24 protein-coding genes are annotated in these 25,084 nt (G+C 65.5%); 13 read left to right on the forward strand and 11 right to left on the reverse strand.

Annotated elements, in window-relative coordinates; genetic code table 11:
• Nucleotides 1–26 precede the first annotated feature (26 nt).
• The 5 genes from J2805_RS01330 to J2805_RS01350 are packed head-to-tail and all read left to right on the forward strand — an operon-like array spanning nt 27 to nt 4,854.
• A complete protein-coding gene (locus J2805_RS01330) occupies nt 27–956 on the forward strand; it encodes an ABC transporter permease (protein ID WP_028272355.1) in 930 nt (309 codons plus the stop codon).
• Between the two features lie 8 nt (nt 957–964).
• Nucleotides 965–1,963: an ABC transporter permease gene (locus J2805_RS01335; protein ID WP_309967982.1), complete on the forward strand. Its 999-nt coding sequence runs from the start codon at nt 965–967 to the stop codon at nt 1,961–1,963.
• Nucleotides 1,960–3,114, forward strand: coding sequence for an ABC transporter ATP-binding protein (locus tag J2805_RS01340; RefSeq protein WP_309967985.1), 1,155 nt, complete (start codon nt 1,960–1,962; stop codon nt 3,112–3,114). Before J2805_RS01335 ends, J2805_RS01340 begins: the two co-directional genes overlap by 4 nt.
• Complete coding sequence (locus J2805_RS01345; protein WP_309967988.1) at nt 3,107–4,132, forward strand: ABC transporter ATP-binding protein; 1,026 nt, start codon at nt 3,107–3,109, stop codon at nt 4,130–4,132. The genes J2805_RS01340 and J2805_RS01345 overlap by 8 nt, the downstream gene beginning before the upstream one ends.
• Nucleotides 4,129–4,854: a sulfite exporter TauE/SafE family protein gene (locus J2805_RS01350; protein ID WP_309967991.1), complete on the forward strand. Its 726-nt coding sequence runs from the start codon at nt 4,129–4,131 to the stop codon at nt 4,852–4,854. Before J2805_RS01345 ends, J2805_RS01350 begins: the two co-directional genes overlap by 4 nt.
• Here the strand turns inward: J2805_RS01350 and J2805_RS01355 are convergent.
• Nucleotides 4,763–5,881 (reverse strand): 2-hydroxyacid dehydrogenase, encoded by a 1,119-nt coding sequence (locus J2805_RS01355; protein WP_309967995.1) that lies wholly within the window; start codon nt 5,879–5,881, stop codon nt 4,763–4,765. The two genes, J2805_RS01350 and J2805_RS01355, sit on opposite strands and share 92 nt — an antisense overlap.
• Nucleotides 5,875–7,176 carry a glucarate dehydratase family protein gene (locus J2805_RS01360; protein WP_309967998.1) on the reverse strand — a complete coding sequence of 434 codons (1,302 nt, stop codon included), beginning with the start codon at nt 7,174–7,176 and terminating at the stop codon, nt 5,875–5,877. The genes J2805_RS01355 and J2805_RS01360 overlap by 7 nt, the downstream gene beginning before the upstream one ends.
• Before the next feature lie 120 nt (nt 7,177–7,296).
• On the opposite strand from J2805_RS01360, the gene J2805_RS01365 reads away from it, so the two are divergent.
• Nucleotides 7,297–8,232, forward strand: a complete 936-nt coding sequence (locus tag J2805_RS01365; RefSeq protein WP_309968001.1) for a LysR family transcriptional regulator — start codon at nt 7,297–7,299, stop codon at nt 8,230–8,232.
• 46 nt (nt 8,233–8,278) lie between these two features.
• Here J2805_RS01365 and J2805_RS01370 read toward each other — a convergent pair whose 3' ends face one another.
• Both J2805_RS01370 and J2805_RS01375 read right to left on the reverse strand, forming a co-directional pair.
• Complete coding sequence (locus J2805_RS01370) at nt 8,279–8,974, reverse strand: FadR/GntR family transcriptional regulator (protein WP_309968005.1); 696 nt, start codon at nt 8,972–8,974, stop codon at nt 8,279–8,281.
• Nucleotides 8,975–8,984: 10 nt separating this feature from the next.
• Entirely contained in the window at nt 8,985–10,112 is a 1,128-nt protein-coding gene (locus J2805_RS01375) for an L-talarate/galactarate dehydratase (protein ID WP_309968007.1), read from the reverse strand.
• 182 nt (nt 10,113–10,294) lie between these two features.
• Here J2805_RS01375 and J2805_RS01380 point away from each other — a divergent pair, with 182 nt between their 5' ends.
• Complete coding sequence (locus J2805_RS01380) at nt 10,295–11,122, forward strand: sulfurtransferase (RefSeq protein ID WP_309968010.1); 828 nt, start codon at nt 10,295–10,297, stop codon at nt 11,120–11,122.
• Between the two features lie 32 nt (nt 11,123–11,154).
• Here the strand turns inward: J2805_RS01380 and J2805_RS01385 are convergent, their stop codons facing one another.
• The 5 genes from J2805_RS01385 to J2805_RS01405 form a co-directional block, all read right to left on the reverse strand.
• A complete protein-coding gene (locus J2805_RS01385; RefSeq protein ID WP_309968012.1) occupies nt 11,155–12,075 on the reverse strand; it encodes an AEC family transporter in 921 nt (306 codons plus the stop codon).
• A gap of 172 nt (nt 12,076–12,247) precedes the next feature.
• Nucleotides 12,248–13,576 (reverse strand): enolase C-terminal domain-like protein, encoded by a 1,329-nt coding sequence (locus tag J2805_RS01390; RefSeq protein ID WP_309968015.1) that lies wholly within the window; start codon nt 13,574–13,576, stop codon nt 12,248–12,250.
• A complete protein-coding gene (locus tag J2805_RS01395; RefSeq protein ID WP_309968017.1) occupies nt 13,573–15,189 on the reverse strand; it encodes an aldehyde dehydrogenase (NADP(+)) in 1,617 nt (538 codons plus the stop codon). The genes J2805_RS01390 and J2805_RS01395 overlap by 4 nt, the downstream gene beginning before the upstream one ends.
• Nucleotides 15,190–15,217: 28 nt before the next feature.
• Nucleotides 15,218–16,132: a 5-dehydro-4-deoxyglucarate dehydratase gene (gene kdgD / locus J2805_RS01400; protein WP_309968020.1), complete on the reverse strand. Its 915-nt coding sequence runs from the start codon at nt 16,130–16,132 to the stop codon at nt 15,218–15,220.
• A gap of 146 nt (nt 16,133–16,278) precedes the next feature.
• Nucleotides 16,279–17,166 (reverse strand): LysR family transcriptional regulator, encoded by an 888-nt coding sequence (locus J2805_RS01405; RefSeq protein WP_309968022.1) that lies wholly within the window; start codon nt 17,164–17,166, stop codon nt 16,279–16,281.
• A gap of 142 nt (nt 17,167–17,308) precedes the next feature.
• Here J2805_RS01405 and J2805_RS01410 point away from each other — a divergent pair, with 142 nt between their 5' ends.
• Genes J2805_RS01410 through J2805_RS01425 form a run of 4 tightly spaced genes read left to right on the forward strand, consistent with a single transcriptional unit; the run spans nt 17,309 to nt 20,852 of the window.
• A complete protein-coding gene (locus tag J2805_RS01410; RefSeq protein WP_309968025.1) occupies nt 17,309–18,310 on the forward strand; it encodes a Bug family tripartite tricarboxylate transporter substrate binding protein in 1,002 nt (333 codons plus the stop codon).
• A 23-nt stretch (nt 18,311–18,333) separates the two neighbouring features.
• Nucleotides 18,334–18,909, forward strand: a complete 576-nt coding sequence (locus J2805_RS01415) for a tripartite tricarboxylate transporter TctB family protein (RefSeq protein ID WP_309968028.1) — start codon at nt 18,334–18,336, stop codon at nt 18,907–18,909.
• Nucleotides 18,910–18,918: 9 nt separating this feature from the next.
• The gene (locus J2805_RS01420) at nt 18,919–20,451 is read left to right on the forward strand and encodes a tripartite tricarboxylate transporter permease (protein ID WP_309968031.1); all 1,533 of its coding nucleotides are present in this window, start codon (nt 18,919–18,921) and stop codon (nt 20,449–20,451) included.
• Nucleotides 20,448–20,852, forward strand: a complete 405-nt coding sequence (locus J2805_RS01425) for a universal stress protein (RefSeq protein WP_309968033.1) — start codon at nt 20,448–20,450, stop codon at nt 20,850–20,852. The genes J2805_RS01420 and J2805_RS01425 overlap by 4 nt, the downstream gene beginning before the upstream one ends.
• A gap of 143 nt (nt 20,853–20,995) precedes the next feature.
• Here the strand turns inward: J2805_RS01425 and J2805_RS01430 are convergent, their stop codons facing one another.
• Nucleotides 20,996–21,685, reverse strand: coding sequence for a TetR family transcriptional regulator (locus J2805_RS01430; protein ID WP_309968036.1), 690 nt, complete (start codon nt 21,683–21,685; stop codon nt 20,996–20,998).
• A gap of 140 nt (nt 21,686–21,825) precedes the next feature.
• Between J2805_RS01430 and J2805_RS01435 the strand changes: the two genes are divergently transcribed.
• Both J2805_RS01435 and J2805_RS01440 read left to right on the forward strand, forming a co-directional pair.
• Nucleotides 21,826–23,211 carry a flavin monoamine oxidase family protein gene (locus J2805_RS01435; RefSeq protein ID WP_309968040.1) on the forward strand — a complete coding sequence of 462 codons (1,386 nt, stop codon included), beginning with the start codon at nt 21,826–21,828 and terminating at the stop codon, nt 23,209–23,211.
• 84 nt (nt 23,212–23,295) lie between these two features.
• Nucleotides 23,296–24,810: an APC family permease gene (locus J2805_RS01440; protein WP_309968042.1), complete on the forward strand. Its 1,515-nt coding sequence runs from the start codon at nt 23,296–23,298 to the stop codon at nt 24,808–24,810.
• Here the strand turns inward: J2805_RS01440 and J2805_RS01445 are convergent.
• The gene (locus tag J2805_RS01445) at nt 24,807–25,037 is read right to left on the reverse strand and encodes a hypothetical protein (RefSeq protein ID WP_309968044.1); all 231 of its coding nucleotides are present in this window, start codon (nt 25,035–25,037) and stop codon (nt 24,807–24,809) included. The genes J2805_RS01440 and J2805_RS01445 overlap by 4 nt on opposite strands.
• Nucleotides 25,038–25,084 lie beyond the last annotated feature (47 nt).

The raw sequence follows: 25,084 nt of genomic DNA on the forward strand, positions 1-25,084 counted from the left end.
CGGACCTCCGGGAGAAAAGGACAGCCATGCTGATCTACTTGAGAAAGCGGATTGTCTCCAGCGCACTGCCGCTGGTGGTGGTGATTGTCGGTGTGTTCGCACTGGCCAGGATGACGGGAAATCCCGCCAGCCTGTACCTGCCGCTGAATGCGACCCAACAGATGCGCGACGACTTCACCGCGCGCAACGGACTGGACCAGCCGCTGCTGGTACAGATGGCCGACTACTTCGGCGGAGTGCTGCGGCTCGACTTCGGGCAGTCACTGCGCACGGGGCAGGATGCCGCAGCCATGGCGCTGCGTGCCTTCCCGGCCACGCTGCAGCTGGCGGCCACCACCATGGTGCTGGCCGTGCTGCTGGCCTTGGTGGTCGGTTGCTGGGCGGCGCTGAAGCCGAACGGCATTGCGGACCGCATCTCAAGTTTCGTCTCCATGGCTGCCGCTTCGATCCCGGATTTCTGGCTGGCGATTGTTGGCATCTGGGTCTTCGCCATCACCCTGGGCTGGCTCCCGACATCAGGTGTGTCGGGAGCCGGTGCCTGGGTACTGCCCATCGCCACGCTGCTCCTGCGACCGTTCGGCGTGCTGGTCCAGATTGTCCGCGGCTCCATGGTCTCCGCCCTCTCGGAGCCCTACATCAAACTGGCCCGCAGCCGCGGAGCAGGCGAACTCCGGGTGGTCACCCACCACGCGCTGCGCAATGCGGCCGCCCCCGCGCTGACGGTGGCCGGCGACCTGACCGTGGGCCTGGTCAACGGCGCCGTGGTGGTGGAGACCATCTTCGGCTGGCCCGGCATTGGCAAGCTCATGATCGATTCGATCCTGCAACGGGATTTCGCGGTCCTGCAGGCAGCCGTGCTGCTCACCGCCGTCGCGATCTTTGCCCTGAACATCCTCATCGACATGGGATACGCGCTGCTGGACGCGCGCGTCCGTCCCGTCACGGTTAAGGCTTAGGAGTAGCCATGAAGAGTTCACTGACCGAGGGTGCGGTGCCGGAGCAGCTGCCGGCGGCCCACGAACACCAGAACGATATGAAGGCCGGAAACCAGGATGGAAAGCTGAGCCTCTTCCGTCTCCTGCTCAAGGATCGCTTTGCCACCGTCTCTGCGCTGGTCCTGATCATCGTTGGCCTGACCGCCCTGGTGGGCCCTTCGCTCATGGGCGATTTGGCCACCAAACAGAACCTGCTGTTCGCCAACAAGGCTCCCTTTACGCTCGCCCACGGCTGGGAGTACTTCCTCGGCAGCGATTCCCTGGGCCGCAGCATGCTGGCGCGGCTGGTCGTGGCGAGCCGAACAACCCTGTCTGTCGCTTTGCCTGCTGTGGCCGTTGCGCTCGTCGTCGGTTCCCTCTGGGGTGTGTGGGCAGGCTATCACCGTGGCTGGCGGGAAAACGTATCCATGCGCATCGCCGACGTGATCATGAGTTTCCCGTCGCTGCTGCTCGCCGTCGTCGTGCTTTACGTGTTCAGCCCGAGCGCAGCGAACATCGTCCTGATCCTGGCGCTGACCCGAATCCCTATCTACCTGCGCACCGCGCGCGCCGAATCGGCGGAGCTCCAGAGCCGGACCTTCGTGGATGCGGCGCGGACGTTTGGTGCCACACCGAACGCGATCATCGGCCGGCATGTCATCCCCGTGGTGCTGCCGACGCTGCTGACGCTGGCTACGCTCGAATTTTGCTACGTGATGCTCGCCGAGTCCTCCCTGAGTTTCCTCGGGATCGGGATCCAGCCGCCGGACGTCAGCTGGGGCCTGATGGTCTCCCAGGGCCGGCAGTACCTGCAGACCGCCTGGTGGCTGTCCATCTTCCCCGGCGTCGCAATCGTAGTCACCACCATCGCCGCCAACGTCCTCGCCGCGTGGCTGCGGATCGCCACCGATCCCGCCCAGCGCTGGCGCCTGGCACTTCCCCGCAAGCGGCTGATTGTCCGCATCCCAGCCAAGGAGGCACAGCCATGAGAACAGCTACCGACCAAGCGCCCGCCAAAGGCTCGCGTGGCGCAGCCACAGCCGCCGCAGGCACAGCAACAGCGCAGGCGAAGGCGCACGACGTCGTCCTGCGGGTCCGCGACCTTGCGGTGGACATCCGCACGCACCGCGGCACCGTGCGCGCTGTCAACAGCGTCGCCTTCGAAGCCCGCGCCGGTGAGACACTGGCGCTGCTCGGGGAATCAGGCTGCGGAAAATCCATGACGGCGAAGGCACTCGCCGGGATCATGGATCCCGTCTGCGATCTCGCTGACGGGGAGATCCTTCTAAACGGCACCGATCTCGCGGTACTCAGCCCCAAGGAGCGGCTGAAACTTGCCGGGCCTGAGTTGGGCATCGTGTTCCAGGACGCCCTGACTGCCCTGAACCCCGTCTATACGGTGGGCACGCAGCTGGGTGAGGCCTTCCGCATCCACCGCGGCCTCAGTGCCAAGGAAGCGCGGGTTGAGGCGATTGACCTGATGAAGCGCGTTGGCATCCCCGAGCCGGAATCCAGGGTCAATTCGTACCCGCACCAGTTCTCCGGAGGGATGCGCCAGCGCATCCTCATCGCCATGGCGGTGGCCCTCAATCCGCGCCTGCTGATTGCCGACGAACCCACTACCGCGCTGGACGTCACTGTCCAGGCGCAGATCATGCAGCTTCTGCGGAAGCTCCGCGAGGAGGGCCAGATGGCCGTCATCCTTATTACCCACGACCTTGCCGTGGTAGCGGAAGAAGCGGACTCAGTGGCCGTGATGTACGCCGGCAACGTGGTGGAGAGCGGACCCGTATCCCAGGTTTTCGCCGACCCGCGCCATCCTTACACCAAAGGACTGCTGGAATCGGTGCCGGTCCACCTGGAAAGGGGCGCCCAGCTGAAGTCCATTGCCGGGAGCCCGCCGGAGCTCCACGATATTCCGGCCGGCTGCGTCTACCAGTCCCGCTGCCCCCTGGTGCAGGACATCTGCCGCGCGGAGCGGCCCGTGCTCCGCCCGGTCACCGGAACCGCCGGCACACCGGTCACTGGAACCGCCGTCACACCGGTCACCGGTACCGCATCGAACGTCCCTTCCGGACAGGATCCGCGGCCTGCCCGCACGGCGGCCTGCCACTTCAGCGAGGAGATCAACAATGTCTGAGCCGCTTCTGAGAATCGACGGCCTGACCAAGACGTTCCACGTGGCCAAGAGCGCCAGCGGCAACACCCGGCTCAAGGCCCTGGACGGAATCAGCCTCACCGTAGGCCGTGGGGAGACCCTTGGGCTCGTAGGCGAGTCCGGCTGCGGCAAGTCCACCCTGGCGCGGACCCTGATGATGCTGGAAACACCGGATGAAGGGACCGTGAGCTTTGAGGGGACCAACCCCTTCGGGCTTCGCGGCAAGGAACTGCTGAGCTGGCGGCGGCGCGTGCAGATGGTCTTCCAGGACCCGTTTGCCTCCCTGAACGCCCGGATGAACGCGGGCGACATCATCGCCGAGCCGTGGGCCACGCACCGTGGCCTCTACCCGTCGTCCAGGGAACGCGAAGCCCGGGTCCGCGAACTGCTGCACATGGTGGGGCTGCGTCCCTCCGACGCACGCAAGTCGCCGCAGGAGTTCTCCGGCGGCCAGCGCCAGCGTATCGGCATTGCCCGCGCCCTCGCGCTTAACCCGGACGTCATCATCCTCGACGAGCCGGTGTCGGCCCTGGACCTTTCCGTCCAGGCGCAGGTCCTGAACCTGCTCAACGAGCTTCAGCAGGAGCTCGGGGTGTCCTACATCTTCATCTCCCATGACCTGACCGTGGTCCGTCATGTGGCGGACAGGGTAGCCGTGATGTACCTCGGCCGGATCATCGAGACGGGGGCCACCGAGGAAGTCTTTGATCATCCCCGGCACCCGTACACGGCGGCCCTGATGTCGGCGTCCCCGAAGCTGGACGTCAGCGGAACCAGGCGCGACAGGATTGTCCTGCAAGGAGAGCTGCCCTCTCCGCTGGATCCGCCGTCGGGCTGCCGGTTCCGTACGCGGTGCTGGAAAGCCCAGGACATCTGCGCTGATGTGTCGCCGGAACCGCAGGTCCTGGCGGCCCCCGACGGCACGAAGCACGTTGCAGAATGCCATTTCCCGCTTGAGTCCATCAAAGGCCTGACTGCCGCCGTTGCCTCGGCCCAGTGACTGGTGCAGAGTATGCCGTCATCGCCGGAGTGATCTTCCTGGCTGCCTGCCTGCAGGCATCCAGCGGGTTCGGCATGGGCATGCTCGCAGCGCCGGTGATCGCGATGGTGGATCGGGCGCTGCTCCCGGCCACGCTGATCCTGCTGGCCTTCCTGGTCACGGTAATGGTGACGGTTCGGGAACGGCAAAGCCTGGACCTGCGGGGCACGGGCTGGGCACTTGTGGGCCGGGTTCCCGGGAGCTTCCTCGGCGCGTGGCTGGTGACGGCACTGTCCAGGGAAGGGCTGGCGTGGGTGGTGGTGGCCGTGGTGCTGACAGGCCTGGTGCTCGCGGGCCGGGGCTGGGCGCCCCGGCCGGTCCGCGCCAACCTGATCGCTGCGGGCGCAGCCTCCGGAATCATGGGTACGGCCACCTCCATCGGCGGCCCGCCGATGGCCCTGATCTGGCAAGGACACAACGGCCCCCGGCTGCGGGGCACCATGAGCGCCTTCTTTATGGTGGGATCGTCGATTTCGATGGTGATGCTGTGGATGACCGGCGCGGTCACCGCAGAAGTGCTTTCCCTTGCAGCTTGGATGGTTCCGGCGGCAGTTGGCGGCTACGCGGCATCCCGGTTCGTTAATCGCTTCCTCAACGCAGCACGGCTGAAGTCTCTGGCCCTGGGGGCGTCGGCGCTGGGAAGCGCCCTGCTGATCGTGCAGTTGGTTCTGACGGCCGCGTAGCGGGAACGGGCCGCGGCACCAGGTTGATGAGTTCCACCCCCCGTGCAAGCCGGCCGATGTTGGCGGCAATGTCCGCCGCCCTTCGGTCAAAGGTGATGCGTGCATGTCCGGAATGGTGCGGGGTCAGCACGGTGTTCTGCAGGGATGCGAAGGGCAGCTCCGCGGGCGGAACCACACCGTCCGCGGGCGACCCCCACCAGACGTCGAGCCCGGCCCCGGCGATGCGCCGCTCCGTCAGGGCCGCATACAGCGCGGCCTGATCAACCACCGGTCCGCGCGCCACGTTAATAAGGAGCGCCGAGGGTTTCATGCAGGCCAGTTCCGCCGCCCCGATCAACCCCTTTGTGCCGGAATCCAGCGGTACGGACACCACTACGACGTCGGACGTGGCCAGGAGCCCGTGGAGCTCATGGTTTCCCCCCACCCAGTCGAGGTTGACGCCTTGCGGGAGGGCGGCCGAAGGGTTGCGCCGCACAGCGCGGACCGTCATGCCCAGCGCTCCGGCCACGCGGGCCACCTCGGCGCCGATGGAACCCAGTCCCACCAACCCCAGCGTCAGGTCGGCGAGAACGGGATGGAACGGCACGTCGTCGTCCGTTGCGATGGTCCGCCACTTCCCCCGGCGGACCTCGCGGTCGGCGGCGGCAACATTGCGCGAAAGCATCAGCATGACCATCAGGACGTGCTCGGCGATGGGCCGTGCGTGGTGGAAGGTGTTGGCCACCTGGGCCGACGGCGCCAGATCCGGGAAGGAAATCCTGTCGTAGCCTGCACCCGTGACGTGGACCAGCCGCACGCGGCCGGCAGCCCGCGCTTCCGCAGGGCCCAGGGAAGAGCAAACCACGACGTCGGCGCCAGCCAGGGCGTCAAGCCGGCGTTCGGGAGTCCGGGCCGCAGCCATGTCCCACTGGTGGGCGCCGCCGTCGGCCCTCAATCGTTCCTCGAAGCGGCTGATGATGGGGTCCGTGACCACGATCTTCAGGGACTGCAGGCGGCGCGGAGCCGCAGGCTCCCCGGCGTCTACCACCGGGGGCTCTGGAGCTCATAGGAGGGGCGGAGCCGCTGCATGTAGCCGGTGTCGTCCCGGCTCCTGATCCCGCAGTCCAGGTACTGGCGGTGCAGGCGTTCCAGGGCGTCGCGGTCCACCTCGATCCCCAGGCCCGGTCCGGTGGGCACGTGGACTGCCCCGTCCTGGAACGTGAAAACGCCGCCGGCGATGACGTCCTCGGACGGGTCCTTCCACGGCCAGTGCGTGTCGCACGCGTAGTCAAGGTTAGGGGTGGCGGCCGCCAGGTGGACCATGGCCGCGAGGCTGATACCCAGATGGGAATTGGAGTGCATCGACAGCCCCAGGCCGAACGTCTCGCTGATGCCGGCCAGGAACTGGGTCCGGCGGAGCCCGCCCCAGAAGTGATGGTCGGAGAGAATGACATCCACTGCGCCGGCCGCAACGGCAGGTGCGACGTCCGCGAAGCTGACCACACACATGTTCGTTGCCAAAGGCATAGCCACTTCACGGCGGACGGCCGCCATGCCTTCGATGCCCGGGGTGGGGTCCTCGAGGTACTCCAGGACGCCGTCCAGTTCCTTGCCCACGCGGATTGAGGTCTCCACTGTCCAGGCGCCGTTGGGATCGATGCGGAGGGGAAGGTCGGGGAATTCCGAGCGGAGGGCCTGGATGGCTGCGATTTCCTCTTCCGGTGCGAAGACACCGGCCTTGAGTTTGAGCGCGCTGAAACCGTAGTTGTCCACCATGGTCCGGGCCTGCTTCACAATGCCGGCAGGATCCAGGGCGGCACCCCAGGCATCGTCGTCCTGGCCGGGGTGGCCCGCCCATTTGTAGAACAGGTACCCGCTGAACTGCACCGATTCCCGGACGGCGCCGCCGAGGAGGTCGCTGACCGGCCGGCCGAGGAGCTTGCCCTGGATATCCAGGGCTGCGACGTCAAACGCTGACAGCACGCGGTCGGCTGTGCTCGAACCGGTGACCATGCCGCTCATGCCGTGGCCGCCCTGGATATTGTCCTGCTGCAGTGCCCGGGCGATCCGGCTTCGCAGCCCGTTGATGTTGAAAACGTCCGTCCCGTGCACGGCCGCGGCCGCGAGCTGCAGCCGGGCAAGATGGCCGGCATCGCCGTAGGTTTCACCGAACCCAGATACCCCGGCGTCCGTCTGGACCTCCACGATGGCCCGCAGTGCGAAGGGTTCGTGGACGCCGACGGTGTTCAGGAGCGGCGGGTCCTTGAAGGCCACCGGCGTGATGGAAACGCCCGTAATCCTGGCACGGTTGAGGTACTGGAAGGGATCGTATGCCTGCTCCACTGCGCTGTGCTCCTTGGTTGGCTAGGGGTTGATTTACCTGCCCCGTTCACCGACCATAAGGGGAGTCATCGATCCAAGTCCAAGCTAATTTGTGCACTCAAGAATTCAGTAAAGGTATGAATGTTCTCCCTAGCCCAGTTAGAAGCGTTCGTGGCCGTAGCTGAAGAACTTCACTTCGGCGCTGCGGCTGAGCGGCTCAACATGACCCAGCCGCCGTTGAGCCGCCAGATTCAGATGCTTGAGAAGAAGCTGGGCACCCAGCTCTTTGGCCGCACCAGTAGGAAGGTGGAGCTGACAGCCGCAGGCGCAACCCTGCTTCCGAGGGCACGGCAGATCCTGGACATGTGTATCAAGACGGACCTCGATGTCCGCCGGGTGTCCTCCGGCGAAGCCGGTGCCATCACGGTGGGGTACACCGCCATAGCCGGGCAGAGTGCACTGCCGGTGATGCTGCGTCGCGCTGCGGAGGGGATGCCGGGGGTGTCCTTTGTCCTCCGGGAGCTGGTATCAACGGACCAAATGGACGGGTTGGTGAAGGGAAGCGTGGACATCGGCCTGCTGCGGCCCATCGTGGCCCGCCCGGGCGTCGTGTCCAGACCGCTTATGCAGGACCGGCTGGTGGTGGCGTTGCCCGAGGGGAGTTCGCTGTTGGGAAACATGGCGGCGCCGCCGGGGGAGCCGCTGCCGCTTGGATCCCTGGACAGGCTGCCGTTGCTGATGTACTCCACCAAGGAGGCCCGGTACTTCCACGACCTGGTGCTCCGGCTGTTCGCCAGCGCCGGCGCCCATGCGAACATCACCCAGTACGCAAGTCAGGTTCCGGCCCTTCTCGCCTTCGTCCAGGCCGGCCTGGGGGTGACGCTTGTCCCCGCCTCGGCCATGGCCTTCGCGCCCGCAGGCGTGGAATTCCACGAGATCGACGGGCGGCACGGCATCCGGGAACTAAACAGGGTGGACCTGGAGTTGGCGTGGAATGAGGAAACAGCCAACCCTGCTGTCCTGCGCCTTCTCCGGCTGATCGACACGCCTGAGCAGCAGGCTGACCTTCAGGCCTGAGCCCCGACGGCAAGACGCCGGCAGCGGTGGGCGGTTTGTCCCGGGACTATTGGCGTCCGGCCCGGAGCCGCCGCCTCGAGTTGGCCAGGTGGCTGCGCATTGCAGCCGACGACGACGGTTCGTCGCCTTCCGCGATGGCCGCATAGATGGACTTGTGCTCATGGACCACCTGTTCGAAGTGGTCGCGGGCGTAGTGTTCGACGCCGGTCATCAGTCGCGTGCGGGGCATGGCGATCATGGTCTGGCCCAGTGACGCCAGACAGTCCGAGTAGAAGGGGTTCCCCGACGCCGCGGCGATGGCCTTGTGGAATTCGTAGTCGGACTTCATGGCATGCGCCGGGTGCTCGCCGCTGGCAGTGAACTCCTCCAAGGCGTTAAGCACGGCTTTCAGCTGCCGGTCCGTGCGGTTCCGGGCAGCCAGGGCGGCGGCCTCGGTCTCGACGCCGATGCGGAACTCCAGCAGGTGGAGCCGGTCCTCCATGCTGGCCACCGGCCGGCCACCCGGTGCAGGCGGATCGCCGTGCGGGGGCGGGGTCAGCGCGAAACTGCCCCGCCCCCGTTCGGTTTCCACCAGGCCTTCGGCCTGCAACCGGGTCAGGGCTGCCCGGACCACCGTGCGGCTGACGCCGAACTCACCGATCAGCGTATTTTCGCTGGGAAGCTTCTCGCCGGGCTGGATGGCGCCGTCAACGATGCGCGTGCGAAGATCGGCGGCGAGGTCCGCGGTCAGGTTCCGGCTCATGCGTTCAAGGTTACGCGCCGAACTCCACGGACTCGGTGGTCCAGGCGCGGGCCTGGTCGCTGAGGGTCACGCCGAGGCCCGGGCGGTCCGGAACGAGCATGCGGCCGTTCTTGGTTTCAAGGCGTTCGTTGAACAGGGGGTCCAGCCAGTCGAAGTGCTCCACCCACGGCTCGCGAGGGTAGGCGGCGGCGAGGTGAAGGTGGATCTCCATGGCGAAGTGCGGGGCGAGTCCAAGACCCCGCTCGTCCGCCAGTCCGGCGAGCCGCAGGAACTGGGTGATGCCGCCGACGCGGGGAGCGTCGGGCTGGATGATGTCGCAGCCGTTGGCGTTGATCAGGCCCTTGTGCTCGGCCACGGAGGCCAGCATCTCGCCGGTGGCGATTGGGGTGTCCAGGACGTTGGCCAGATGGGCGTGACCCTCGAAGTCGTAGGCGTCCAGCGGCTCCTCGATCCAGATGAGGTTGAATTCCTCCAGCTGCCGGCCCATGCGCAGGGCAGTGGCACGGTCCCACTGCTGGTTGGCATCCACCATGAGCGGCACGTCCCAGCCGATGTGTTCCCGGATCCCGGCGACACGCCGCAGGTCCTCTTTGCTGTCGGGGAGGCCCACCTTGATCTTGATGCCGCCTATTCCGTCGTCGATGGATTGGGTGGCGCGTGCCTTGACCTCGTCCAGGGTGGCGTTGAGGAAGCCTCCGGACGTGTTGTAGGTCTGGACGGAGCCACGGTACGAGCCCAGGAGCTTGGCCAGTGGCAGGCCGGCGCGCTTGGCTTTGAGGTCGTAGAGGGCGATGTCGATGGCGGCAAGGGCCTGGGTGGCTACGCCCGAGCGGCCCACGGAAGCGCCGGCCCAGAGGAGCTTCGTGTAGAGCTTGCCGATGTCGTTGGGGTCCTCGCCAATGATTCCCTCGGCGACTTCCTTGGCGTGCGCGTACTGGGCGGGCCCGCCTGCGCGCTTGGAGTAGCTGAAGCCGATGCCGCTGTGTCCCTGCTCGGTGGTGATTTCGGCGAACAGAAAGACTACCTCGGTCATGGGCTTCTGGCGGCCCGTGAACACTTTGGCGTCGCTGATCGGCACGGCCAGGGGAAGTCTCGCGGTGGAAAGTTTTACGTGGCGGATGAGGTCTACGGTGCTCATGGGTGCTCCTTGAAGGCAGGATGTCCGGGCTACATTGCCCTCCTAGTTAGGATATAAGTTTCTAACTTGTATTACAAGTATAGTTTGGTGGGGGTAGCGGGGTTCGGATGATGCAGGACAGGGTAGTTCACATGCTGAGATCAGCATCTCATTATGTGGTGGTGCCTTTTAGAATCCAACGTATGAGCAACGGCCATCCCAACCTGCAGCCCTTTGTCGACTGGAGCTGGTGCGCCAGCAATCCAAGGGGGTACGTCCTCGTTGACACGCGATGGTATCTCGATGGTTCCTCGGGTAGGGACGCTTACCGTGCGGGCCATATCCCCGGTGCCGTGTTCGTCGACATGGATAAGTGGCTTTCCGGCCCGGCCTCCAGAGAGGCAGGTCGGAACCCGCTGCCCGACCCCGAAGTGTTTGCACAAGGGATGCGGGAAAGCGGCATAGCTGACTCCGATGTCGTCGTTGCATATGACGACGCTGGTGGCGTCATAGCGGCGAGAATCGTATGGATGCTTCGGTCGGTAGGGAGAAGTGCTGCAGTCCTCGACGGTGGTATTGGCAGTTACCCAGGGGAGCTCGATACAAATGAGCCGAAAAGATCGGCCAGCGAATTTACAGTTCGAGGATGGCCCACGGCTCTGCAAGCGGACATTGCAGAAGCGTCTTCGGGTCAATACAGGGTCGTGGACGCGAGGAACCGTGACCGCTTTGAGGGACATCAAGACCCTGTCGACCCTCGCCCCGGCCACATACCAGGAGCAGTAAATGTGCCTTGCCGAGAGAACCTCGACTCATCGGGAAGACTATTCGCGGCCGAGCGCCTGCGCGCGAATTTTGAACGTGCAGGAATTGCCGCGGCCGAGAACACAATTGCATATTGCGGATCGGGTGTCACTGCGTGCCACAACCTCCTTGTAATGGAGCAGGTGGGACTGGGCCGCGGCAGGCTGTTCGTCGGCGGCTGGTCCCAATACGGGCACGCTATTGATAGGCCCGTCGAAACGGCCTGACGCGGCTGGCCGCTGAACAGCAGGCACCGGAGCTAGTGAACCAGCCAAGCGACAACCAGCAGCGCGCCGACACTCAACAACGTGGTGCAGAGGATTACGTCTCGTGCCACGGTCATTCCGCGGCCGTACGGGGAGGCGAAGAGAAACACATTCTGGGCGGTGGGCAGCGCAGCCATGATGACGCTCGCCAGCAGGTGCTGCCCCTCCAGCCCGAAGACAAAGCGGCCCAGGACCCACACAACCAGCGGCATCCCGGCAATCTTCAGGAATGTTGCCACGAGCGTCTCAGTGCGGCCATCGCCCTTCTGCAGCGGAGCCCGGCCGGCGAGCGAAAGCCCGAAGGCCAGCAGCACCATCGGTACCGCGCCGCCGGCGAGCATGTCGATGGGTTTTTGCAGCAGCTCGGGGGCGGCCCAGCCGGTCAGTGCGACGGCGGCGCCCAGTCCGGAGGCGATGATCATCGGGTTGGCGAAGGGCTGAAGAAGCAGCTTCTTCCAGGAGATTTTGGAGCCGGAGGCCACGCCCAGCACAGTGAGGTAGAACGGCGCCATCACCAGGATCTGCACCAGGAGCACGGGGGCAACGTGCTGTGCGGTGCCCACGGCGTAGAGGGAGACCGGTATGCCGATGTTGTTTGCATTCGCATAGCTGCTGGCCATGGCGCCCACCGCGGTTTCGGCTGCCGGGCGGCGGAAGAACAGGAAACTAGCCAGGCAATAAAGGAGCCCCACTATCGCTGCCGAGAGCAGCGCCAGAGGGGCGTCCGTGCCGAGCGCGGCCCGGATATCGCTGCCGGCAACAACTGTGAACAGCAACGCCGGGTTGGTGACGTAATAGGCGGTGCGGGTCAGGGCACCCTGGACTTCGGGCCCCAGGATCCGGAGCCGGGCAGCGAAATAGCCCACGGCAATGACGGCGGAGATGATCAGTATTCCGGAGACAACGCCGCCCAAAATGCGCCCTTCTATTTAGCTGTCCAATAGTTCCTGCAAATAACCGTGAGCGTCGCCGGGCGCGGTTCCGCACGGCCGCCTCCCCGTTGCGAAGGGAGGGCCGGCCGTGCGGAAACTGAGTCCGGCGTCTGCCGGGTCCGGCGCGAATCCGGGGACCCGTCGCCAGTAACTCCTAGCGCACCAGGCAGGGGCGCTTCGGATCGAACGCCCAGCCGTCGATGTAGTACTGCATGCCAATGCTGTCGTCGCGGGCATCCAGTCCGTGCTCCAGGTACAGCTGGTGCGCCTTGTCCAGGGCATCGCGGTCCAGTTCGATGCCCAGCCCGGGAGCTGCAGGAACCTCGATGGCACCGTCCTTGATCTGCAGCGGTTCCTTGGTGACCCCCTGGCCGTCCTGCCAGATCCAGTGCGTGTCCAAAGCGGTGATCTCGCCGGGGGCTGCTGCGCCGGTGTGCGTGAACATGGCCAGCGAGATATCGAAGTGGTTGTTCGAGTGCGAGCCCCAGGTGAGGCCGAATTCATGGCAGAGCTGCGCCACCCGGACGGAGCCGTGCATGGTCCAGAAGTGCGGATCCGCCAGCGGAATGTCCACAGCGTTGCTGCGGATGGCATGGGACATTTCCCGCCAGTCCGTGGCGATCATGTTGGTGGCAGTCTTCAGCCCGGTGGCACGGCGGAATTCCGCCATGACCTCGCGCCCGGAGAAGCGGCCTTCCGCACCGCACGGGTCCTCGGCATAGGCAACAACGCCCTGCATCCGCTTGCCGAGGCGGATGGCTTCCTCGAGGAGCCAGCCGCCGTTCGGGTCCAGCGTGACCCGGGCATCGGGGAAACGCTTGGCCAGGGCGGTGACTACATCGACTTCGTCGTCGCCGGACAGGACGCCGCCCTTGAGCTTGAAGTCACTGAAGCCGTAGCGTTCCTGCGCGGCTTCGGCCAGCGCAACCACCGCTGCGGGGGTCATGGCCTCCTGCCGGCGCAGCCGTTCCCAGCGGTCTGCCGGGGCGTCCTCCACGAGGTACGGCAGATCGGTCCGGCGGCGGTCGCCGATGAAGAAGAGGTAACCAAGCATCGGCACCGAGGTGCGCTGCTGCCCGTCGCCGAGCAGTTCCGCGACGGGGACGCCGAGGAACTGGCCGTGGAGGTCCAGCAGAGCCGATTCGACGGCGGTGACGGCGTGGACGGTGGTCCGGAGGTCGAAGGTCTGCAGTCCGCGGCCGCCGGCGTCGCGGTCCGCGAACTCGGCCGCGATCTCGCGCAGCAGGGAACGGTAGCGGGCCACCGGCTTGCCGGAGATGAATGCCCCGGCCTCCTCGATGGTGGTGCGGATCTTCTCGCCGCCGGGGACCTCGCCGAGGCCGGAGCGGCCTTCCGAGTCGGTAATGATCACCACATTGCGCGTGAAGAAGGGTCCGTGCGCGCCGCTGAGGTTCATCAGCATGCTGTCGTAGCCCGCGACGGGAACTACCTCAACCTTGGCGATCGTGGGCTGGGTGCTCATGCGTTGACCTCATCCTTGGCCTCGGCTGCGGCTTCAACCGTTCCATCGATCCGCCGGTTGAGGTGCCAGGGGTTGTCGTCCTGCAGCGGTGCCGGAAGCAGCTCTTGGGGCAGGTTCTGGTACGCGACGGGCCGCAGGAAGCGGTTGATCGCCAGTGTTCCCACCGAGGTGGTCTTGGTGTCGGAGGTTGCGGGGAAGGGGCCGCCGTGGACCATGGCGTGGCCCACTTCGACGCCGGTGGGCCAGCCGTTGACGATGATCCGCCCCACCTTCTGCTCGAGTGCGGGGATCAGACGGGCCGCGGTCGGGTAGTCCTCTGCGGTGAGCTGCAGGGAAGCGGTGAGCTGACCCTCAAGCCGGTTGATGGCGTCGATCAGTTCATCGGTAGTGGTGTAGCGGATCACCAGGCTGGCGGCGCCGAAGATCTCTTCGTGCAGCACGTGGTTGGAGACGAAGTCTCTGACCTGGGTTCCGAAAATCGTGGGAGCCGGCGCATTTTTCGTAGCACCTTCGGTTCCGCGGCCGACGACGTCGACGCCGGCTGCGCTGCCCAGTGCCTCGGTGCCGGCGTTCCACGAGCCGGCGATGCCTTCGGTCAGCATGGTCTGGCCGGCACACGCGGATACGGCGCGTCCGACGGCGGCAGCGAGTTTGTCGCCTGCCTCACCGGCCGGGGCGAACAGCAGGCCGGGAGAGGTGCAGAGCTGGCCTGAGCTGCCGGTGACGGCGGTGACGTACTGCTGGGCCAGTGCATCGATTTGTTCGGCGGAGCCGTTCAGGGCGCCGGGGAAGACGAAGACAGGGTTGAGCGAGGACATTTCCGCATAGACCGGGATGGGCTCGGGGCGGGCGGCGGCGGTGCGCATCAGGGCGATGCCGGCTGCCCGGGAACCGGTGAAGCCTACGGCCTTGATGGCCGGATCGGCCACGAGGGCCTGGCCGATGCTGGCACCGGGGCCATAGATCAGCGAGAAGACCCCGGGGTGGAGCCCCGAGTCGCGCACGGCCTTGACCACGGCCTGACCGACGAGCTCGCCCGTGCCGGGGTGGGCGTTGTGGGCCTTGAAAATTACGGGGCAGCCGGCGGCGAGGGCCGAGGCGGTGTCTCCTCCCGCCGTCGAGAAGGCCAGCGGGAAGTTGCTGGCACCGAACACGGCGACGGGGCCGAGCGGGATCTGGCGCTGGCGGATGTCGGCGCGGGGCAGCGGGGTGCGCTCGGGCAGTGCCGGGTCGATGCGGACGCCGCGGAAGTCGCCCTGGCGGACCACGGAGGCGAACAGGCGGAGCTGGCCGGTGGTGCGGGCGCGTTCGCCCTGCAACCGGGCGGCCGGCAGACCGGTCTCCTGGCCTGCCCGGATGATCAGCTCCTCGCCGATGGCTTCAATGTTGTCCGCGATGGCATCCAGGAAGCCGGCGTGCGTCTCGGGGTCGAGGGTGCTGAAGGAGGCATACGCCTCTGCAGCCGCGCCGGTGGCTGCCTTGAGCTGCTCTTCGGTGATCAGGGAGTAGGCAGGTTCAAGCTGTTCGTTGCTCGCAGGGTTGAAGCCAAAGGCGGTCTTGCCTGCGCCTACGACGGGCTGCCCGGCGATCAGGGAATGTCCGGTGAGTGTCATGGTGCTGACTCCTTAGGAGAGACGTTGATCAGGAGACGGTGGCGATGAGCGCTTTGAGGTCCGCCAGGTCCTGCGGTGCGAGGTTCTGCAGCGGCGGGCGGACTCCGCCGGCCGAACGGCCGATGGCGTCCAGGCCGCCCTTGACGATGGAAACAGAGTAGCCCTTGACCCGGTCGCGAATGTCCAGGTACGGGATGACGAAGTCGTTGAGCTTCCTGTTGACGGCGACGCGGTCCTGGTTGCGCACGTCCCGGTAGAAGTCGAGGGCGAACTGGGGGACGAAGTTGTACATGGCGCTGGAGTAAGTGCTCATGCCCAGCTGCAGCAGCGGGAGGGCGAAGGTTTCCGCCGTTGGCAGGCCGCCGAGGTAGAACAGGCGGTCGCCGAGCTTCGCGTAAACGCGGGCGTCGTGTTCGAGGTCGCCCACACCGTCCTTGAAGCCGATCAGGTTCTTGTGGCGGTCGGCCAGCGTGGCCACGGTGGTGTCCTTGTAGATGGCGTTGGCGCGGTTGTAGATGATGACGCCGAGCGAAGTTGACCTGCAGACCGCGCTGACGTGGTCAACCAGGCCGCCCTGATCCGCTTCGGTCAGGTACGGCGGCAGGAGCAGGATGCCGTCGGCGCCGGCTGCTTCGGCGGCCTGGGCGTTTTCAATGGCCTGGGCGGTGGAGCCGCCCGCCGAGGCCAGGACGGGAACGGTGCTGCCGACTTCCTCGACGGCGGCGCGGACCACGCGGGCCGATTCGGTGGGGGTGAGCGAGAAGCCCTCGCCGGTGCCGCCCGCGGCGAAGAGGCCTGCCACCGGGAAGCTTGCCTGCCAGGCCAGATGCTTGCGGTAGTTCTCCTCGTCGAACTGCAACTGGGCGTCGAACGACGTCACGGGGAACGACAGCAGGCCGTCCTTAAGGGTGTTTGCCAGTTCCTGGGGGGTGTACTTTGCCACGATGTCGTCCTCCGTGTGAGCGCCTTGAGGGGCGGCTGGTGTTGTGGGTTCCTGTTCAGGTTAGGCAGAGGACGTTATGCCTGTCTAAGTGTATTTGTGTATGCATTGATGCCAAAGATGCATCGTGGTGCCTGCCGGGCAGAGCGCTACTCCGTTCGGAACTCCAGGTCTTGGAGAAGCCGCCGCAGGGCGGGGTTTTCAATCTTGCGGTTCCAGATCGCGTGGAGCTCCACGGGCTGTTCGCTTTCCATGCCGGCAAGGGGCAGGAACTCCACCCCCTTGATTGCCAGCAGTGTTGCCGAGTGCGGGACGAACGCTACGCCGCGCCGGGCTGCGACCAAGGAGACCATGGTCAGGATCTGGCTTACGGTGTGGATCACGTTTGAGTGCTGGATGGGGAACATCCTGACCACGAGGTCGTAGAAGTAGGTCGCCTTGGTGGGCGAATGCATGATGAGCGGTTCGTCCTTCAGGTCCGAGTCCGCGATGGGACGGGAAAGCTCCGCGAGTCTGTGGTCCGACGGCACGGCGAGCACCATTGCTTCGCGGTAAAGAAGGTGGGAATCGAAGATGTCCCGGTCAAACGGAGGCCGGGCGAGGCCCAGGTCGAGCCCTCCGGTCAGCAGGCCCTGGATCTGCTCACCGGTGACGAGCTCCTGCAGATCGATGTCGACGTCCGGGACGATCTCGGCGATCTCCTCCAGCAGCGGCCCCAGAATGCTGAAGCCGCTGGCAGCCGTGAAGCCGATCCGCAGGAGTCCCGAGCGGCCGGTGGCGATGCGCCGCGCCGTGACCGGCGCCCGGTCAGCCAGAGCCATCAGCCGGCGGGCCTCGTCCAGGAAGGCCCGCCCTGCCGCCGTCAGCTGGACCTTTCGGTTGTCCCGCTCAAGCAGTTCCGTTCCGATGCTTTTTTCAAGCTTCTGGATCTGGCGGCTCAGGGGCGGCTGCGTCATGTTGAGGCGTTCCGCCGCCCTGCCGAAGTGCAGCTCCTCGGCAACGGCGATGAAGCCCGCCAGTTGGTCAAACGTAAACATGATGCCTTTCGGGTATCACCTGATGCTCATATGGGCTTAGACATGCATCATAGCGCGTCCCTAAACTCGTCCTAGCGAACGCGAAGTGATTCGGTTCACAACATTCTCCCGGGCCACCCCGGAGTCATTATGAGGAGTTCCAATGAAGTACTTCCCCACCCGCCGCACCGTGCTCGGCGCAGCATCAGCGATCACTCTGCTGGCCATGACCGCCTGCGGCAACGTCGCCGGAGGAAAAAGCGAATCAGCCAACTACCCCAGCGGGCCCGTCAACCTCACAGTTGGCCAGGCGGCCGGCGGCAGCACCGACCTGATTGCCCGCGCCATCGCCGAAGGTGCTTCCAAGAGCCTTGGCCAGCCGATGCCCGTGGTGAACAAGCCCGGTGCCAATGGCGCCCTCGCCACCAAGGAAGTAGCCGGCAAGCCCGCCGATGGCCAGGAGCTGGTTCTGCTGACCGCCTCGCTGATCACCATCACACCGTTGGCGGTTTCCGCTGATGAAGCCGTCAACATCGACGACCTGGACATCATTGCGGGCCTGTCGCAGGACGACTACGTCCTGGTGGCCAGCCCGCAGTCCGGTTTCAAGAGCTTCAAGGATGTGACCGACGCCGGCCGCAACGTCACCTTCGGCACCACCGGTGTTGGCACCGGAAGCCAGCTGGCCCAGACTGTGCTCTTCAAACAGGCTGAAGTCACCGGCACCGACATTCCCTTTGACAGCGGCAAGCCTGCCCTCACGGCAGTCCTGGGCAATCAGGTGGAGCTCGCCACCATCCAGCTCGGTGAAGCGATGCCGCAGATCCAGGCAGGAAAGGTGGCTCCGCTCCTGGTCTTCTCCGAAGAGCGCAACAGCTTCCTGCCGGACACCCCCACTGCCAAGGAAGCCGGCTATGACGTTCCGGTAGCGCAGTACCGGGCAGTCGCCGCCCCCAAGGGCACGCTCCAGAACGTGAAGGACAAGCTGCTCGCGGCCTTCAAGGAGACCTTCAAGTCGGATGCCTACAAGGAGTTCAACAAGAAGAACATGCTGACGCCCAAAGAGATTTCCGGTGAGGAAGTGGTCACCGAATGGAAGGGATACGCAGCAAAGTACAAGGAACTGGTGGAGAAGTACGACATCAGCCTGAGCGGAAATAAGTGATTCCTGTGAAAGGAACTCCCGCAGTGCCCGCCGGAGGAAGCCGCGAGAGCGCTTCCTCCGGCGGGGACGCCCGCAGCCCGCTCGACGACGCTCCAGGCGACGTCCTTGATGACCTGACGCCGGAACAGCTTGCAGCGCAATGGGAAGAGGAAAAGCCCCCCGCTGCCGGTGCCCTCGCCAACGTGGCGTCCTCACTGGTGGTTCTCGGAGTGGGGGTCGGCGCCGTCGTCCTGTCCGTGGCCATGGGCCTTGGCACCCCGGCGAGCCCGCAGCCTGGCCTCTGGCCGTTCATCATCAGCTGCGTGATGGTGGCGCTCGGCCTGTTCCAGCTCGTCCTTGGCCGGCACAACCGGGATGCGGAAAAGTTCACCCGCATGTCCACCGCCCCGCTCACCGGACTCGTGACGCTGGCGGCAATGGTCGCCCTCATGCCGCTCATCGGTTTTGAACTGCCGGCCCTGGTGCTGTGCGTCATCTGGATGCGTTTCCTCGGTGGAGAAACCTGGCGCTCCACCCTCCTGGTCAGTGCCGTCGTCGTCATCGCCTTCTACGGCATCTTCGTCCTGGCGCTCCACACTTCCATTCCCCATCTCTTCTAGGAGACCCCCGTGGATTTTCTGAATCCCGTCATCAACGGATTTGCGGTTGTCCTGGAGCCGACCAACCTCCTCTACTGCCTGATCGGCGTCGTCATCGGCATGCTGATCGGCGTCCTGCCCGGACTGGGGCCCGCGGCAACCATCGCAATCCTTCTTCCGCTTACCTACAACGTCGAGCCGGTGACGGCCATCATCATGCTGGCCGGTATTTTCTACGGCGCGCAGTACGGCGGCACCATCACCTCCGTGCTCCTCCGGCTTCCCGGTGAAGCGTCCTCGGTTGTCACTGTCTTCGACGGCTACCAGATGGCCAAACAGGGCAGGGCGGGCACGGCACTGGGCCTTGCGTCCATCGGATCATTTATCGGCGGCACCGCAGCCATCATCGGGCTGACGTTCCTGGCGCCCGTCGTCGCCAGCTTCGCGCTGGATTTCGGGCCGCCGGAGTACACCGCCCTGGCGATGCTGGGCATCCTCCTGGTGGCCACCATCAGCAGCGGCTCCAAAACCAAGGCCCTCATCGCCGCGGCGCTTGGACTGCTGCTCGCCACGGTGGGCCGGGATATCTTCACCGGCGAAAGCCGCTTCACGTTCGGCAGCCTCCAGCTCGCCGACGGCATCGACTTCGTGCCGATTGCAATGGGCATCTTCGGGCTGGGTGAAATCCTCTACAACCTGGAGGAACGCCACCGGGCCGCGAAGGCGCCGTCAAAGGTGGCAAACGTCTGGCCTTCACGCCAGGACCTGAAGCAGGCATCCGGTGCGATCGGGCGCGGCTCCGTCCTGGGCTTCTTCCTCGGCATCCTCCCGGGTGGCGGCGCTACCATTGCGTCGATGGCCTCCTACGCCATGGAGAAAAAGCGCGCCAAGCATCCTGAGCGCTTCGGCAAGGGAGCCCCGGAAGGCGTCGCAGGCCCGGAAACGGCCAACAATGCGGCCGCAACCTCGTCCTTTATCCCCCTGCTGACGCTCGGTATCCCGGCCAACGCAACCATGGCGCTGATGTTCGGAGCGCTGCTCATCCAGGGCGTTACTCCCGGGCCGCAGCTGGTGGAGCAGAACCCGGAGCTGTTCTGGGGCGTGGTGAACTCCATGTACATCGGCAACATCCTGCTGCTGATCATGAGCCTTCCGCTGGTGGGCATCTTCGTGAAGATCCTCCGCGTCCGCGCCGCGATACTGGCACCGGTGACGGCTCTCATCACCCTCCTGGGTGCGTACACCATCAACAACAGCATGTTCGACGTGACGCTGGTGGTCGTGTTCGGCATCATCGGCTACCTGATGAAGAAGTTCGGCTTTGAGCCGGGTCCGCTGGTGCTGGCCTTTGTCCTGGGTGAACTGCTGGAAAGCTCCATGCGCCGTTCACTGCTGGTCTTCGGCGGCGATCCGCTGGGCTTCTTTGGCCGGCCAATCTCGGCGACGCTGCTGGCCGTTTTTGTCCTCGTGGCAGTACTGCCGATCATCCGAAGCACCATCGCAAAGCGCAAGTCCCCCGCTGCCACGTCAGCCGCCAGGGCCGAGATCAAGGAGAAGGTATGAGCATCATCGTCGGATTCGTCCCCACACCCGCAGGGGAGGCCGCGCTTGTGGCCGGCATCGCCGAAGCACGCCTCAGGAATGAGGACCTCCTCATTGTGAACTCCGCCAGGGAAGGCGCGCTGGTGGACAAGTCCGTGGCCCCCGAGGATCTGCTGGAGCAGGCAGCCCGCCGCGCCGCGGATGCCGGCGTGAAAGCAACCGTCATTCAGCCGCCCTATCAGCATGACCTGGCGGATGAATTCCTGGAAGTTGCCCGCGAGGCGAATGCGTCCCTGATCGTCATCGGCCTGCGCCATCGGTCGCAGGTGGGCAAGTTCATCCTGGGCAGCCACGCCCAGCGCATCCTGATGCAGGCTGACCGTCCGGTCCTTGCAGTCAAAGCAGACGGGGCCAACTTCTAACGCGGATCCATGGCCGGGCGCCGCTCAACACCGCGGCCGGCCGGCAAGCGGCCCGTCCGGCAGGCAGCCCGCATTCAAGGGGCGGCACGCGACCTTCACAGGTAGGCGGCCGCCCCTTCCCGTACGTACTACAACAGGCCCGCCTACGCCCGCAAGGCCCCCAGCCCGGAGATCAGCGCTTCCAGGCCCAGGCTGAAGGCGACATCGGCGGGCTTTTCGTAGCCCTGATCGGCGAGGCTGCGCACTGCTGCGGTGAAACTGGGCGTGGATTCCGCCATGCTGCCCGGATCGAAGATGTCTGCAGGCGCTGTCACATCGTAGGCCGAACCGAAGATGAACGACTCCAAAGCCACGATCGAGGAGACGATGCGCTCCTGCGGGAACCCGGCCTGGCGCAGTCCCTCGCTGACGGTCTCGTACATGGCCAGGGTCTGGGGTGCGTCCGTAACCGGCAGGACGGCGATGACCGGGATCAGCGGAGTGTGCTGGGAAAAAACGTCCCGGTAGCTCCATGCCCACTGCCGCACGGCCTCGTCCCACGGTTCCGCACCGAAGGCGGACACATCCACCAGCGATGCGAGGTGGTCCTCCACCAGGACCAGGACGTCCCGTTTGGACGTCACGTGGTTGTAAAGGGCCGACGGCGCCACGTGCAGGGAGCGTGCCAGTGCGGCCATCGTGAGGCCGTCGTAGCCGCTCTTGCCGATCAGCTCCAGCGCGGCAGACGTAATAACCGCCTGGTCCAGCACTGCCGAGGACGGCCTTCCCGCGCGGCGCTTCGCGGGGATTTCGGAGTGGCGGGAGTCCGTGGCTGGGCGTGCGGCTGCCGGCATCGTCGGCCTTTCTGCTGGCGGGGTCCCCAGCATTATTCCATCGACCCCTTCCGGTACGTCGGGTGAACCGCTATAGTTTCATAAATGAATGGCATTCATTTAGTGGTTCGCATCACTCCGGCGGCCACAGAGAGGACATCATGCTGGAACTTGACCGCGACGTCGTTGTCGTAGGAGCCGGCCCCTCGGGCCTCACGGCAGCCCGCGAACTGAAGAAGGCGGGCCTCAGCGTCGCCGTGCTGGAAGCACGGGACCGCGTGGGCGGCCGCACCTGGACCGACACCGTTGACGGCGCCATGCTGGAAATCGGCGGCCAGTGGGTGTCGCCGGACCAGACGGTACTCCTGGAACTCCTGGACGAACTCGGCTTGGAGACCTACTCCCGCTACCGTGACGGTGAGTCCATCTACGTGGGCACCGACGGGAGGAAGACCCGCTACACCGGGGGCTCCTTCCCGGTCAGTGAGACCACCGCGGCCGAAATGGACAAGCTGATTGGCCTGCTGGACGGGCTGGCGGCGGAAATCGGCCCCACGGAGCCCTGGGCCCACCCCAAGGCGCGCGAGCTGGACACCATTTCCTTCCACCACTGGCTCCGCCAGAACTCCCCGGATGAAGAGGCATGCAACAACATCGGCCTGTTCATTGCCGGCGGCATGCTGACCAAGCCCGCGCACGCATTCTCCGCGCTGCAGGCCGTCCTGATGGCGGCTTCCGCGGGATCGTTCACGCACCTGACCGATGAAGACTTCATTCTGGACAAGCGTGTGGTGGGCGGAATGCAACAGGTCTCGCTGCTGCAGGCACGGGAACTGGGTGACGACGTCGTGCTGGACAGCCCGGTGCGCACCATCAACTGGACGGAAGAGCACGACGGCGGCCCACGCGTCACCGTCGTGTCGGAACGGGCGACTGTCAACGCCCGCTACGTGATCATGGCCGTACCGCCGAACCTGTATTCGCGCGTCTCCTTCAACCCGCCGCTGCCGCGCCGCCAGCACCAGATGCACCAGCACCAGTCCCTGGGCCTGGTCATCAAGGTGCACGCCGTCTACAAGACGCCGTTCTGGCGCGAAGACGGGCTGTCCGGGACCTGTTTTAGTGCCGGCTCGCTGGTGCAGGAGGTCTACGACAACACCAACCACGGCGATTCCCGCGGCACCCTGGTGGGCTTTATCTCCGACGAGAAGGCCGACGCCGTCTTTGAGCTCAGTGCCGAAGACCGCCGCCGCGCCATCCTCGAATCCATCGCGGCCTTCCTGGGTGAGAAAGCCCTCGAGCCCGAGGTGTACTACGAATCCGACTGGGGCTCCGAGGAATGGACGCGCGGCGCCTATGCCTCCAGCTACGACCTGGGCGGCCTCCACCGCTACGGCAAGGACCAGCACCAGCCCGTCGGCCCCATTTACTGGAGCTCCTCCGACCTCGCGGCCGAGGGGTACCAGCACGTCGACGGAGCCATCCGGATGGGTCAGCAGACCGCCGCTCGCGTAGCCGCCGTCGCCAGGGTCACCGCCCCGGCCTAGGGAACGGGTTCCGGCGGTGCCTGCCGCCGGAACCGGGCGCCCTGCCATTCAACGTCGAATGAATCCTCCTGAGAGGCAACCCCCATGTCAACCGCCACCCAGCCGGGCAAGGCTGCACACAAAACCCTGAGCGAAAAGGGACTGAAGGCCGGATCGGTGGGGCTGGTCGGCGCCGTCGTCATCGGGGTGTCCTGCATTGCCCCGGCATACACCCTCACCGCGGCCCTCGGGCCCACCGTTTCCGAGGTGGGCGTGCACCTGCCGGCGATCTTCCTGGTGGGCTTCATCCCCATGCTGCTCGTTGCGCTGGGCTACCGCGAGCTCAACAACGCAATGCCCGACGCCGGAACCTCCTTCACGTGGGCAACCCGCGCCTTTGGGCCGTGGATCGGCTGGATGGGCGGCTGGGGCCTGATCGCCGCCACCATCATTGTGCTGTCCAACCTGGCTGCCGTTGCGGTGGATTTCTTCTATCTCATGCTGGCGCAGCTCTTCGGCAACCCTGAACTGGGCGAGCTGAGCAAGAACCTGCCCCTCAATATCGCCACCACCCTGGTGTTCATTGCGCTGGCCTGCTGGGTTTCCTACCGGGGCATGGAAGCCACCAAGGGCGTGCAGTATGTGCTGGTGGCGTTCCAGCTCCTGGTGCTCGGCTGGTTCGCAGTGGCGGCGTTCAGTCATGTCGCCAACGGCTCGGCCTTCGATGCCACGGCCATTTCACCGGACTGGTTCAATCCCTTCGCCGTGGACTCCTTCTCCTCATTTGCCGCCGGCGTGTCGCTGTCGATCTTCATCTACTGGGGCTGGGACGTCACGCTGACCATGAATGAGGAGACCCGGAACCCGGAAAAAACGCCGGGCCGGGCTGCGACCGCCACGGTCCTGGTGATCGTGGTCATCTATATGACGGTGGCCTTGGCCACCCTGTCCTTCGCTGGAATCGGCGAGGAGGGGCTGGGCGCGGGAAATCCGGAAAACCAGTCCAGCATCTTCGCCGTGCTCGCCGGCCCGGTCATGGGCCCGTTCGCCATCCTCATGTCACTGGCCATCCTCAGCAGCTCGGCCGCGTCGCTGCAGTCAACGTTCGTGTCGCCGGCCCGGACCCTGCTGGCCATGGGTCATTACAAGGCGCTGCCGCCGAAGTTCGGCAAGGTCAGCCCGCGCTACAAGTCACCGAGCTATGCCACAGTGGCCGCCGCGGCGGCAGCCGCCGCCTTCTACGTGATCACCCGCACCACGTCCGAGAACGCGCTGTGGGACACCATTACCGCGTTGGGCATGATGATCTGCTTCTACTACGGCATCACGGCCCTGGCCTGTGTCTGGTTCTTCCGCGCCCAGGCCTTCAGCGGAGTCCGCGCCTTCCTTTTCACGTTCCTGGCGCCCCTGCTGGGCGGGGTCATCCTGCTGGTCATGTTCGTCAAGACGGCCTACGACTCCATGGACCCCGCCTACGGTTCCGGGTCCTCCGTGGGCGGCGTGGGGCTGGTGTTCATCCTCGGCATGGGAGTGATCCTGCTGGGCGTTGTGCTCATGCTGGTGATGTCCAGGCTCCGTCCGGAGTTCTTCAAGGGGCAGGTCCTGGCGCGCGGGATCTAAGGCCGGGCGGGATCCGAGGCGCCGCTGTTTCGGGCGGCGCGCACCTTGGAAGACTTGATCATCATCGTGATGCTGATCGCTTCCAGCGCGGCAATGGCCGCTCCCATCCAGTAGAGGCCGTTCATTGCGACCAGGACAATGGCGAGCAGGCCGGTCACGACGGTCACGATGACCGGAATCAGCCAATCGGGTCGGTCTGATTTGGGAGTGGTGTGCGGGGTGGTCATGGTTCTCCTTGGCTTGGGTGCGGCGGCCAAATCAAGCCTCCGTTGAA

The sequence above is a fragment of the Arthrobacter oryzae genome (assembly GCF_031454875.1).
GTDB classification, from domain to species: domain Bacteria; phylum Actinomycetota; class Actinomycetes; order Actinomycetales; family Micrococcaceae; genus Arthrobacter; species Arthrobacter oryzae_D.